Consider the following 10,681-nt stretch of genomic DNA (forward strand, 5'->3'; position numbering starts at 1 on the left):
ATCGTCGGCCCGATGCCGGTCACGCGGCGATCCGCGCGTTCTGAGCACGGGCGAGCAGCCGCCGGATCGGGCTTTCGTGCTGGACGCGGTCGAGCAACAGCCCGATAGCGACGGCTGATTGGAGCGGCACGACACCGTTACCGATGGCTTTCAGCCGGGCGTTCCGCAGAGCAGCCTCGGACATCCCCGGTGCCCCAGGAACCCCCGTCACATGCCCGGCGGGGATGCCCTGCATCCACTCGGAGAACTCCGGCGCTAGGCGTCGTCGAACGTCATTTGGCCAAGGGTGGCGGCGGCCGAGGATCGTTTCCCAACGGCGGATTGCCGGCTCGTAGTCACCCCACTCAACGTCGGGTTGCCCCGCCCGTACGTCGTGCTCGACCTGGACCCGTCGGCCGCTGTCGGAGTGGGCAACAGCCGGGCCGCATCCGTCAGCGCCATTCCGTACCCACTGCCGTAGGGCGTCCCATCCGGCCGGTAGTTCGCCGAAGCTGTCGCATCGCCTGCCTTGGGCGTCGGCAGCAGCAGATAGGCGGCGCTCGGCAGCGTCAGATCGCCCGAACTGCCGTGTTGATGCGGGCTGCCATGCGGCCCGTCCCCCGCCCTCGGCGTCGGCAGAAGCTTCCGCACGACGCCGTCCACCGACGGCCGGACGGCGGCCCCCGACCCTTGAGACTGGTTGCTGCCGTACGGCGTAGCCGTCGGCGTCGGCAACAGCACCTCCGACGGAATCGAGAGCAGAGAGACCATCGTGCGAAGATCCGGACTGCCCTGCCCATGCAGCCCTACGCCGTTCGTGTCCGACGTGGTCGGGGTCGGCAGCAACCGCAAGGCGTTGGGCAACTGCCCGGCGTACCCCTTCCCCTTCCAGTCGCGAGCCGTCGGCGTCGGCAGGCCACCCGAGGACGAACTCACGGAACCGCTCGTGCGGTGCGCCGACGTCGGAAGCGCGAATGCCTTCCCACTCCGCATCGAGCCCGATGTCGGCCATGTCGCCGAGTACGGCACCGAGTGCTCGCAGAAGAGGCTGAGAGCCTGCGTGCTCCAGACAGCACGGGCAGGGGTCCACTCCGCTACTAGCCTGCGTTGAGAGGATGCCTCGGACATTCTCGATCACCACCAATCGGGGACGAAGGATTTCGGCGGCGCGCAGCATGTAGGACCACAGCCCCGACCGCGTGCCGGTCATGAGCCCGGCGCGCTTGCCGGCGGACGAGAGGTCAGTGCAGGGGAAGCCGCCGATCAGGACATCGATCGGGCCGAGTTCGTCGAGGACCCGCTGCCAGTCCACGCGGGTGATGTCGCCGAGGTTCGGCACGGCCGGCCAGTGGTGCGCGAGAATCCGCGCCGCGTACTGGTGTTGGTCCTCGGGGTCGTACTGGCAGTGCCACACGACCTCGCCGCCGAGCACCATCTGCACGCCCATGTCGAGCCCGCCGTACCCGGTGAAGAGCGATCCGATTCGCAGCGGTTCGACCGCCGCGTCGTCGAGGCTGCTCTGCCCGGGAACCGGCGGCACCGGGCGCGCGGTCGCGGCGAGGACGTCGTCGAGACCGAGCCGGCCCATCGAGGCGGCGGCCGCGCCGCGCTGGCGGCTCACGCCTGCCCCTCGATGTAGCGCTGCCGGTATCCCTCGGGCCACTCCACCTTGCGCAGACAATCCCGCTGCGCCTGCGGCATCCCGAACAGCGGGACGCCGAGCGCATCGTGCCCGGCGGCGCGAAGCCACCATGCGTCGCACATGTCGCCGCCCTCCCCCTTGGCGTTCAGGTCGCCGGGGAACTCGACGCCTGCTGCGAGGTACGCCGCGTCGGCCATGCGGCGTTTGTCGGCGTTGCCGTTGTCGGTGGCGTACTTCTTCAGGGTCGCCGGGACGACGAGCGCGTACGGCACGCCTGCGTCGAGCAGCTCGCAGTCGACGACGCCGTGCACCTTCGCGGTGATCCCGGCGCCCTTGGCGTGCCTCGGGAGATCCTCGACGACGGCGAGGTGCGGCCGGTGCTCGGCGAGTGCCGCCCGGATGGCGGTCCGGATCGTGAGCAGCCGCCGGTCGCCGTCCCCCTGCCGGGTCTTGATCCGGTACGCCGTCCCGTCCGGCAGGCACACGCCGGTCGATCGCAGCGACAGGTCGAGGCCGATGATCCGCAGACTGCCGGACGCGGCCGACTCCTTCGGTCCGCTCACTGGGACCCCCCCTTGATGTCGTCGCACTTCGAGCAGCGCCACGCACCGTCGCCATAGGGCAGGTGCGGGTGCGTCATGTGCGCGCACCTGGTCGTGTGGCACGGCAGGTAGCGGGTGCCGGGGGCGGGGCGCGTGAACGCCGTTCCCGTGGTGGGGCGTTCGGGGGCGCGGGCGAGGCGGGCGGCCCACGTGACCGCGGCGACGCCGACGACGGCGACGGCTCCGAGGTACGGGGCGAGGTCGGCGGTACTCATGCGCACCGTCCGGTGGTGGTCGGGGTGATCGGCCCGTACAGCGTGCGCAGGATGTCGAGGGACTCCCGTGCCGTCACGGCCCCGACAGTCCGCATGACGGGGGTGCCGGACCGGTCGAACTCGTTGGCCCACTCCCACACGCCGCCGGTCGCGGCCGCCTCCCACGTCACGGAGAGGTCCCACGGGTGCCCGGCGCCGTCCGTCCACACGTGACGGTCGGCGTCGTAGGACCCGGCACCCTTGCCGAGGGTCGCGGGGATGTCGCGGGGCGGCTCGGCGGCGGCCGCCGGGTCGCACGGGTACGGCGGGTGGGCGGCGTCGAGCTGGTCGGCGAGCTGCCGCAGGATGTCGGCGGCCGTCGCCGAGCAGAGACGCGGGTGCATGACCGAGGTGAGGCCGGAGCGGGCGACGGTGACGACGAGCGCGTGCTCGTCGATGTCGATGAGCTTGAAGTTCATGAAGAGGCCCCCAGGGGTCGGAGCGGCCACGTGCCGTCGACGACGGCGGTCGGGTCGCTCTTGCGGAAGTAGGTCTGCAGGCCGGCTGCTTGAGCAGCGGCCCACTCGATCTGCGCGGCATGCAGCCCGTCGAGGTCGAGGCCGTCGAGCTGCCGGAAGCGAAGCCGCCGGGCGGTACGGATCGAGTTGGGCCACTGCTCGGGCGGCGTGTGCGCGAGCGTCCCGATTCGGTACAGGACCCGCGCGGACATCAGCGCGTCGTACGCGCAGCCGTGTGCCTCGCTCTCGTCCCACGGCAGGTCGTAGACCTGCGCGAGGGTGATGAGCTGCCGGGCGCCCTGCGTCTCCGAGGGGCGCTTGCGGTAGGGCATGCAGTGCTGATCGAGCACTCGCGTGTCGAGGACCCGCAGCGGGGCCTCGCCGAGCCGGTCGAGCAGCGGCTCGACGTCGTGCCGGCGGCACTCGCGGTCGAGCAGCGTCAGGTCGAAGGTGACGTTGTGGCCGACGATCGGGTCGCCGAGCCGGACGCGGACCGCGAGCGCCTCGGCGACCTGGTCGACGACGTCGTGCGCGGGCTCGCCGTGCTGCCGGGCGTGCTCGGTCGTGATGCCGTGCACCTCGGACGCTCCGGCCGGGATCTCGACCCCCGGGTCGGCGAGCCACTCGTACGGCGCCGCCGTGTCGCCCGCGATCCCGATTACCGCGGCGGTCACGATGCGATCGGCCTCGACGTCGACGCCGGTCGTCTCAAGGTCGAACGCAACCAGCGGGGTCCGGTGCCACATCAGCGGGCACCCCCGCCCGGGACAGCGGCGGCCGGCCACGTGGCGGCCGGGTATGCGGTCGGCGGCTCGTCGTCCTGGTCGTCGACGACCTCGCCGTCGTACACGCCGTCGCCGTCCGGGCCAAGCTCGTCGTCGCCCTGGTCGCTGGTCGTCGTGTCGACGCCGGCCTCGATGTCCTGCGCGATCTGCACGAGCTTCTGCGACAGCTCGTCGGTCCCCTTCGGGTCGACGTGACCCGCACGGTTCGCCCGATGCCAGACGGCGCGCGCGTCCTCGACGGTCCGGCACTGCCGGGCCTCGGCCACGTAGTCCGGCACGTCGGTGGGCGCCGCCTCGATCGCCGGTCGGTCAAGGCTGCTCGGGTCCAGCGCGGCCGCCGTCGAGATCGGGCCGCTGAGTGCGTGCCTGAGCTTCGGCAGCGCTGGGACGAGCATCACGACCTGAAACTGCTTCGTCTTGCCTTCACGGACCGCCGTGCGCTGCTCGATCCACGCCCGCACCGGCAGCATGCCCGTGCCGCCCGTCGCCTGCAGCACCGCGTCGAGGCCACCGGCGAGCACATCGGCCGCGTAGTAGCTCTTCGTTTCCAGCCGCCACACCCCGAGGTCAGGCAGGTCCGGCAGGAACATCCCGATCCGGGACGTCGGCCGGCACACCTGCGTCGGCGGCCGCGTGTGCCAGTCCTCGCCGTACGTCGCGAGGCACAGGCACGGCCGGCGGGTGATCTGCTCGGTCACGCCGTCGCAGCGCCGCTCACAACCGCCGCCGCCCCACTTTTCGAGGGCCTGGTTCAGCACGTCACCGGCGGGGAGGATCGCCCGCAGCTCGGCGGCTTCGGTGATGACGCGCCACTGCGCGACGGTCTGCCGCTGCGGGGTCCACGCCTCGACCCGCCCGCCGTACAGTTCCGCCGCCGCCGCGACGTAGTCCCGCGAGTGCGAAGTGAGCACGAAGGTACGCGACTTGACCGGAATCGGGCCCTTGTCGGGGTTGGGGTTCGGCCGGCTGTAGCCGGTGCGGATCCGGCCGAGCTCGGCCGCCTGCCGCTTCATCGTCAGAATTCGGCTACCCATCAGGCTGCCTTTCGTTCGGGTGATCCCGGCGCCCACGGCGGCAGGATCGTGTCGTACGCGCGGGGCGCGGAGTGCAGGTAGCGGGCGGTGCGCGTGGCGCCGAGGAACGCCCGGAACTGCTCGGGGCCCGACGGCACCTCGATGAGCCGGTGCGACCGCGGGCGAAGATTCAGCAGTGCGGTACGGCGGACCCGCGGCGCCTCTCCGTCGGAGTCGTCGGGCAGCAGCCACACCGGGGCGTGCCGTAGCGCGGCGAGCTGCAGCGGCTGCTCGTCGTAGACGACCGTGTCGGGCTTGACGGCTGTGGCGGGCTTGTTCGGCGCAGGCGCCGAGGTCTTGTAGTCGATGAGCCAGAGCTGCCGCCGCCGAAACGGGCCGGTCGGCAACCACACCCACAGATCGCCGGTACCGGCGTACCCGTAGCGGCGGTGCAGCACGGTCGTCTCGATCGCCTCGATATCGCGGTCGAAGTCGATGCCCCAGAGCCGAAACCAAGAGGCGAGTTGAATTGCGAACGGCTCGACCTCGGGGTCGTGCGGATATGGAGTGTTCAGGACCAGGGACACCGCCCGCTCGTGCACGCGAGTCCCCAACTTCTTTGCCCGGTTCGCGTTCCCGTTCGGAAGCGCGACGAGCTCACGGCGCAACCTCGACGGCTCAGTGCGGGCCCGACGGGCGGTGACGATCGGGGCCGCGATGACGTGGTCGGCGACGAGCCCGGCGCCCCACGGGACGAGCGCCGGTTTCGCGATCGACGAGAGCGCGTTGGTCACCGAGATCAGATCGGGGCCCCCGGCGGGGTCGCGGTAGTAGCGACCCCGCTCGGTGTCCATGGCGTGGCGAGGATCCGTCATCGCGCGGCGCCCCCCGTTGCCCGGCCGCTACGCGCGCCGGCGAAGAACGCCGCAACGTCCGAGGCGGAGCGGGGCGCCCGGGTGGACTCGCCCGCACGCGGCGCGCTGCCGCAGGTGTCCTTCCCGGTCGGGCCGGCCGCCGCCGGACGGTCGCCGTACGGAGAGGTACCAGTCATGCCGCGCCGCCCCTCGGGGACGGCAGCGCGAGCATGCCGCGCAGCCGTCGATAGGCCGGGTGCTGCAGCTCGGCCGCTTGCCGGCGGCAGCTCGGGCACGTCCTCGGGTCGTGAGCGCTCATGCCCGCTCACCGACCCCGTTGTCGGTGTTGAGCAGCTCAACCACGTACGCGCCGAGGGGCGGCGAATCGACCGCGAGGATCGGCTCGGGGCAGCAGTCGTACACGTTGCCGTCGAGGGGCTCGTGACCATCGTCGGTGCACACGGGACCGATTCCGTCGACATCGGCGACGAGCCGCTCGCCCGTGATCAACTGCCGCCACTCCGGCCGCTCGACGCCCGACGCCGTGGCGAGGAACTTCCGAGCCGACCGGCGGGCGGCGACGAGCGGAGCGTGCTGCGCGAGGATCCACTCGGAGTGCATCCGGTCACGGCACGGCACACAGAGCACGGGTGCGTTACGGTCACCCTCCCCGAGGCGGACGAACGCCGTTCCGGTGCCGGCGAGCTTGGCCGGGCAGGCGGCGCACTGCTCGGGCGTGGTCCAGTGGGGGTCCGGCCGCAGGTACCAGACCGACACGGGCACCGCGAAGTGCTCGAACCGCGCGGTGATCAGGTGACTGGTGCCGGCGAGCGGCTGCCCGGACTGCTCGGCGATCGGGCCGAGCAGCCGGCGCGCGTCGTCCACGCCGAGGGTGTCGCCGTTCGTGTCGAGCTGCCCGCTCACGATCCAGCGGTCGCCGTCCCGGGCGATCTCCCAGTGATCGACGGGCGGCAGCCATGCCGGCGCGTCGTCGGTCAGAGCCGCAAGAGCTGCGGCCGCATTCGAGGCGCTCATGCGGCAGCACCGCCGTTCAGCGTCTCAGACAGCGCAGCGGCGACGGCTTCCGTCTTGATCGCCCCGTACGCCCGCCACGCGTCAGCAGCCCAGTGCCCGACCGGCAGCGCCCGCACCCCGCCCTCGGCGAGCTGCTCGGCGAGCTGCAGCCCCCGCTCGCCGTACAGGTGCGTGTGTGTCATCGCCCGCTCGGCGAGGTCCGCCGCGAGTTCCTCGTACGGCATCCGGTGCTCGGGCGTCATCGCCCGGTCGGCCGGCGTCAGCTCGGCGAGGTGAACGAGTCGGTCGTACAGGTCGCTGTCGGCGTCCGTCGGCAGCAGCGCGTCGAGGACGTCCTCGATCACGGTCCGCGCGACGGCGTCGAGCATCAACCGGACGCCGCCGGGGATCGCCCGAACCCTGATCGGGATCGCAGCGGGGTTCGTCTTGGTGTCAGGCACTGTGCCCCCTCGGGCCGTAGGTTTCTGCGAGCAGCGCGGGCACACCGACGCCGATGAGCCGGGCGCGCACGCCGTCGAGCTCGAACCGGCAGACCGTCGAGGAGCCGACGTTCGTCATGCGGCGTACGTCCGTGATGCCGAGGTCGGCCGTCCACCGGACCCAGTCCGTGAGGGACCGGGGGTGCACGACGAGTTGCACCTCGCCACCGGCCGCCGACGCGTCCGCCACGGGGGCGGGCAGGTGGGCGTACCGGGACGGGGCGGCGTCGGCGAGCGCCTTTGCCTTGCGGCACTGCGCGAGCAGCGCGAGGGCGGCAGGGCTCGGCGCGGGGCGGTTGCGACCGGGGGCCGCGAACGGATCGAGCGTCACGGCGTCACCTCGGGCAAGGTGGGGCACCCCTCGGCCGAAGAACCGAGCTGGTCGGTCGAGCGCAGGTGATGCAGCGGGGCGTCGGGCCCGGCCGTCGGTCGCAGCTCGGCGAGGACGGCCTCGCCGGACACGACCGGGACGTGCACAAGAATCCGCACCGTCGACCCGTTGCCCCGGCGAGGCGTCTCGGTGTGGAGCGTCCAGAGCGACGCGCCGTCGATCTCGATTCCGCGCCGCATCGTGCCCCCGAGGGCATACATCCACTGCGCGACGTCGTCGACGTCGGCGAGCGAGATGTGCACGGCATCCGGGCGGGCGACCAGCGTCGGGGCCGGCAGTCCGAAGGTGCCGATCACGGTCTGTGCGGCGAGGCGGTTGTCGCTCGACACGGCGAAGGTGTCGGGCGGCGGGGGTTCGATAGGCTGAGCGCTCATGGCGGTCGGCCCCTTCTCTTGTGTGGGTTGGTCGTCCGGGTCGCTCGGGCCGGGAAGTCGGAGCGGCCCTCTTGTCGTTCAGGCGGCGGCGATGCCGATCTCGGCGGCGACCTGACGCCGCTTCGCCTCCCGCGCCGCCTCGCCCTTGAGCCGCCGGGCCTGCGCCGAGCGCAGCGCCAACTCGGTGTAGTGCGCCTTCCGCAGCGAGTCGGCGATCTGCTCGATCTGCTCCTCGGTGGCGGTGGGGTGCTGCTCGCGCGCCGTGACCAGAAAGCGGGTGTGGTGGCTAGCGCGGCGGGCGGCGGCGGTACGGGCCGACCGGTCCGCCGTGTTCGCCCAGCTCTTGTGCGACGCGAGTCGGAGCTGCATCGAGCGTTCGCTCGTGTTCATGTCGATCCTCTCCTAGGCTGTCCGCGCCCGTGGGCGTGGGCATTGCTCAAAAAAGAGAGCGTCCCGCCGGACGTCAAGGACGCTGCATATGCGTTCGGCAATCTCTTGCGTCACAGTCGGACGCTCGCCGGACAGTAGTGCGCCTACCTTGCTCTTCGATACGCCGACTCGCGTCGCGAGCCCTCGCACGTCGAGTGACCTGCCGCCCGGCCCCCACCGCATCAGACTCCGCAGCAGCGCGGGGTCGGTGAGGTGCAGTCGAGCATCGAACATCAGGCGCCTCCGGTTGAGCTGCCCACGATCGTGGACAGCCCCAGTAGAGCACACCGCTTAAGCGATGTCCACGATCGTGGGCAGGTGTCGATTCAGGCAAATCTCGATCAGTCGCACGGAGACGCGTCCGTGCGCGCCCGCGATCGTGGACAATGTCTCGCGGGTGCACAGGGTTGTGCCCGCTGACCAGCGATTTTCCGTTATCACCCCGTAAGGGGGTGTGGACCACAGGTGTTCGGAAGGGTGGCTATGCCTGAAACGCGCGACGCGCTCACCGAACTCGTGCAGGCGCACGTCGGGACTGGTCGGCGTATGTCCACGCGCGAGTTCGCCGCTGCGGCCGTGGACGACGAGTCGGGGTGGAGTCCCGGAAAGTCCCTGGTCGCGAAGATCATCAACGGCCAGAACTACACCGTGACGCCGGCGCTCGTGTCGGCCGTCGCTGTCGGGCTTGAGCTGCCGCGCGAAATCGTCGCCGCGGCCGCGCACCTGCAGACCATCGGCTACGCCGCGACGGAACTCGCATCCGGTGCGCCCGCGACGCTGATCAAGACGCTCGACGCCCCCGACGGCGTCGGGCCCCGGGCGCGGGCGGTCGCGGATCGTTGGGACGCCGAGGCGTAGTCGCCTGGTTGCTCTCCGGAGCGGTTCGTCTCCGAACTGTCACAATGAGGAAATGCGTAGGGTTACGGGTGTGAACGCTGCGCCATGTGGGTCATGAGACGTATGGTTGCCTGACCTCGCGCGTTTCGAACGCTTGTGCGATCCGGTGCGCCCGGAGAACCAGCGGGATAGGGGGCCGTGTGCCGCAGCATGTTCGGGTCGAGTCGATCAAGCTCGACCGGGGGACGCCCATGATGTTTCGCGATTTCGGCACCTATGTTCGATTGGCCCATGACCCCAACCAGATCGACGAAGCCGCGGCACTCGCGCTGCTCTGCGCACGACTGCCGCGGCTCGGTGGAGACATCAAGATCGATCGGGAAAGCGCCAAGCCGTGAGGCGGCCGGCGACCGGCTCACCCGAGCCGGTCGCCGGGGCTGATCCTCCGGTGCGCGAGCTGCGCGCGCTCGGTACCGGCCGACGCGGCGTACCGCGACAGCATCTGTCGCGACTTCCAGCCGGTCAGCCTCATCAGATCGTCTTCGTTACCTCCGTTCACCTTCCACAAGTGGGCGAACGTGTGCCGGAATTGGTGCGGGTGCAGAGGCGCGATGCCTGCCTCGGCGCACCGTCGCTTCAACATCTTCGCCACCCCCGAGATGGTGATCCGGTGCCCCCGCCCGCGCTCCGCCCACCACAGCCACATTTCGTCGTCGTCCAGCGGCCGCCCCTTGTGCTTGGCTGCGGCGCGCAGGTACCGGTCGAGGGCGAGCGAGGCCGTGTGCCCGAACGGCACGGCCCTCGACCGCCGGTTCTTCCCGAGGACGTGAATCACCTTGGTGTCGAGGTCGACATCGCCGACGTGAAGATCGGTCAACTCGGAGAGCCGCACGCCCGTGTCGAAGAACAACATCAGCAGCGCAGTGTCGCGTCGGTCCGCGTACGTCTTGCCCTTGCAGACGGCGAACAACTTCTTCAGGTCCGCCTCGGAGATCACCGGCACCTCGACCTCGGGCAGGGTCGGCGGCTTCATCGTGCGCATGGGGGATCGGTCGATCTCCTCCTCTTCCACGAGCCAGTTGAACATCGTCTTCAGCGAGCGGAAGTGCTGGTGTGCGTTGCTCGCGCTCGTCCGTCGCATCGTCGCCGTGATGTACGCCTCGACGTGCTCGCGGTGGATCTCGTCGAGGTCGGTCGGGGCCGGTCGCCCCTCGGTCCCGTCGTCCGGGTCGACGGGCGGCCGGTAGCCGTTCTCGTCGTCGAGCAGAAAGGCGGTGAACTGCTTTGCGGCCGTCGAGTAGATGCGGATCGTGTTGTCCGAGAGGTTCCGGGAGCGCAGGGAGCGGATCCAGGAAGCGGACATGGGGGCCAAGTTGAAGCGCGGCGGTTTCATGGAATCACCATGGTGCCCACTATCGTGGGCAGTCAAGGCGCTTGGCCTAGAAGCGATGTGCTGGACGCAAAAAAGCAGCCTCACCCGCGTTTCCGCAGGTGAGGCTAGGTGTGTGCCCCCGGCAGGACTCGAACCTGCGGCCAAGCGCTTAGAAGG

16 protein-coding genes are annotated in these 10,681 nt (G+C 70.7%); 2 read left to right on the top strand and 14 right to left on the bottom strand.

Annotated elements, in window-relative coordinates; translation table 11 throughout:
* Positions 1-19: 19 nt before the first annotated feature.
* From ACFZAX_RS32990 to ACFZAX_RS33050, 13 genes are all read right to left on the bottom strand, one after another.
* Positions 20-1,600 carry a DNA cytosine methyltransferase gene (locus tag ACFZAX_RS32990; protein ID WP_390966275.1) on the bottom strand — a complete coding sequence of 527 codons (1,581 nt, stop codon included), beginning with the start codon at positions 1,598-1,600 and terminating at the stop codon, positions 20-22.
* The gene (locus ACFZAX_RS32995) at positions 1,597-2,184 is read right to left on the bottom strand and encodes a crossover junction endodeoxyribonuclease RuvC (RefSeq protein ID WP_390966277.1); all 588 of its coding nucleotides are present in this window, start codon (positions 2,182-2,184) and stop codon (positions 1,597-1,599) included. The genes ACFZAX_RS32990 and ACFZAX_RS32995 overlap by 4 nt, the downstream gene beginning before the upstream one ends.
* Positions 2,181-2,438: a hypothetical protein gene (locus ACFZAX_RS33000; RefSeq protein WP_390966278.1), complete on the bottom strand. Its 258-nt coding sequence runs from the start codon at positions 2,436-2,438 to the stop codon at positions 2,181-2,183. Before ACFZAX_RS33000 ends, ACFZAX_RS32995 begins: the two co-directional genes overlap by 4 nt.
* The gene (locus ACFZAX_RS33005) at positions 2,435-2,896 is read right to left on the bottom strand and encodes a phiSA1p31-related protein (RefSeq protein ID WP_390966279.1); all 462 of its coding nucleotides are present in this window, start codon (positions 2,894-2,896) and stop codon (positions 2,435-2,437) included. Before ACFZAX_RS33005 ends, ACFZAX_RS33000 begins: the two co-directional genes overlap by 4 nt.
* Entirely contained in the window at positions 2,893-3,681 is a 789-nt protein-coding gene (locus ACFZAX_RS33010; RefSeq protein WP_390966281.1) for an exonuclease domain-containing protein, read from the bottom strand. Before ACFZAX_RS33010 ends, ACFZAX_RS33005 begins: the two co-directional genes overlap by 4 nt.
* Positions 3,681-4,790: a hypothetical protein gene (locus ACFZAX_RS33015; RefSeq protein ID WP_390966283.1), complete on the bottom strand. Its 1,110-nt coding sequence runs from the start codon at positions 4,788-4,790 to the stop codon at positions 3,681-3,683. Before ACFZAX_RS33015 ends, ACFZAX_RS33010 begins: the two co-directional genes overlap by 1 nt.
* Positions 4,754-5,608 carry a hypothetical protein gene (locus tag ACFZAX_RS33020; RefSeq protein ID WP_390966284.1) on the bottom strand — a complete coding sequence of 285 codons (855 nt, stop codon included), beginning with the start codon at positions 5,606-5,608 and terminating at the stop codon, positions 4,754-4,756. The genes ACFZAX_RS33015 and ACFZAX_RS33020 overlap by 37 nt, the downstream gene beginning before the upstream one ends.
* Before the next feature lie 294 nt (positions 5,609-5,902).
* A complete protein-coding gene (locus tag ACFZAX_RS33025; protein WP_390966286.1) occupies positions 5,903-6,622 on the bottom strand; it encodes a hypothetical protein in 720 nt (239 codons plus the stop codon).
* Positions 6,619-7,062, bottom strand: coding sequence for a hypothetical protein (locus tag ACFZAX_RS33030; protein WP_390966288.1), 444 nt, complete (start codon positions 7,060-7,062; stop codon positions 6,619-6,621). Before ACFZAX_RS33030 ends, ACFZAX_RS33025 begins: the two co-directional genes overlap by 4 nt.
* Positions 7,055-7,432 carry a hypothetical protein gene (locus ACFZAX_RS33035; RefSeq protein ID WP_390966290.1) on the bottom strand — a complete coding sequence of 126 codons (378 nt, stop codon included), beginning with the start codon at positions 7,430-7,432 and terminating at the stop codon, positions 7,055-7,057. The genes ACFZAX_RS33030 and ACFZAX_RS33035 overlap by 8 nt, the downstream gene beginning before the upstream one ends.
* The gene (locus tag ACFZAX_RS33040) at positions 7,429-7,866 is read right to left on the bottom strand and encodes a hypothetical protein (protein ID WP_390966292.1); all 438 of its coding nucleotides are present in this window, start codon (positions 7,864-7,866) and stop codon (positions 7,429-7,431) included. The genes ACFZAX_RS33035 and ACFZAX_RS33040 overlap by 4 nt, the downstream gene beginning before the upstream one ends.
* A 78-nt stretch (positions 7,867-7,944) precedes the next feature.
* Positions 7,945-8,256, bottom strand: coding sequence for a hypothetical protein (locus ACFZAX_RS33045; protein ID WP_390966293.1), 312 nt, complete (start codon positions 8,254-8,256; stop codon positions 7,945-7,947).
* Positions 8,257-8,268: 12 nt separating this feature from the next.
* Positions 8,269-8,529, bottom strand: a complete 261-nt coding sequence (locus tag ACFZAX_RS33050; RefSeq protein WP_390966295.1) for a helix-turn-helix domain-containing protein — start codon at positions 8,527-8,529, stop codon at positions 8,269-8,271.
* A gap of 249 nt (positions 8,530-8,778) precedes the next feature.
* On the opposite strand from ACFZAX_RS33050, the gene ACFZAX_RS33055 reads away from it, so the two are divergent.
* Positions 8,779-9,153: a hypothetical protein gene (locus ACFZAX_RS33055; protein ID WP_390966296.1), complete on the top strand. Its 375-nt coding sequence runs from the start codon at positions 8,779-8,781 to the stop codon at positions 9,151-9,153.
* Positions 9,154-9,332: 179 nt separating this feature from the next.
* Positions 9,333-9,530 (top strand): hypothetical protein, encoded by a 198-nt coding sequence (locus tag ACFZAX_RS33060; RefSeq protein ID WP_390966298.1) that lies wholly within the window; start codon positions 9,333-9,335, stop codon positions 9,528-9,530.
* 17 nt (positions 9,531-9,547) lie between these two features.
* Here the strand turns inward: ACFZAX_RS33060 and ACFZAX_RS33065 are convergent, their stop codons facing one another.
* Positions 9,548-10,495 carry a tyrosine-type recombinase/integrase gene (locus tag ACFZAX_RS33065; RefSeq protein WP_390966300.1) on the bottom strand — a complete coding sequence of 316 codons (948 nt, stop codon included), beginning with the start codon at positions 10,493-10,495 and terminating at the stop codon, positions 9,548-9,550.
* Positions 10,496-10,681: the final 186 nt, after the last annotated feature.

Origin of the sequence: Streptomyces sp. NPDC008125, from assembly GCF_042957125.1 — a bacterium.
Taxonomy (GTDB): Bacteria; Actinomycetota; Actinomycetes; order Streptomycetales; family Streptomycetaceae; genus Streptomyces.

What these genes read in the sequence shown, in the direction of transcription:
- ACFZAX_RS33000 (WP_390966278.1), bottom strand. Translation starts at nt 2,438, where the DNA reads ATGAGTACCGCCGACCTCGCCCCGTACCTCGGAGCCGTCGCCGTCGTC.
- ACFZAX_RS33005 (WP_390966279.1), bottom strand. Translation starts at nt 2,896, where the DNA reads ATGAACTTCAAGCTCATCGACATCGACGAGCACGCGCTCGTCGTCACC.
- ACFZAX_RS33010 (WP_390966281.1), bottom strand. Translation starts at nt 3,681, where the DNA reads ATGTGGCACCGGACCCCGCTGGTTGCGTTCGACCTTGAGACGACCGGC.
- ACFZAX_RS33020 (WP_390966284.1), bottom strand. Translation starts at nt 5,608, where the DNA reads ATGACGGATCCTCGCCACGCCATGGACACCGAGCGGGGTCGCTACTAC.
- ACFZAX_RS33025 (WP_390966286.1), bottom strand. Translation starts at nt 6,622, where the DNA reads ATGAGCGCCTCGAATGCGGCCGCAGCTCTTGCGGCTCTGACCGACGAC.
- ACFZAX_RS33040 (WP_390966292.1), bottom strand. Translation starts at nt 7,866, where the DNA reads ATGAGCGCTCAGCCTATCGAACCCCCGCCGCCCGACACCTTCGCCGTG.
- ACFZAX_RS33045 (WP_390966293.1), bottom strand. Translation starts at nt 8,256, where the DNA reads ATGAACACGAGCGAACGCTCGATGCAGCTCCGACTCGCGTCGCACAAG.
- ACFZAX_RS33050 (WP_390966295.1), bottom strand. Translation starts at nt 8,529, where the DNA reads ATGTTCGATGCTCGACTGCACCTCACCGACCCCGCGCTGCTGCGGAGT.
- ACFZAX_RS33055 (WP_390966296.1), top strand. Translation starts at nt 8,779, where the DNA reads ATGCCTGAAACGCGCGACGCGCTCACCGAACTCGTGCAGGCGCACGTC.
- ACFZAX_RS33065 (WP_390966300.1), bottom strand. Translation starts at nt 10,495, where the DNA reads ATGTCCGCTTCCTGGATCCGCTCCCTGCGCTCCCGGAACCTCTCGGAC.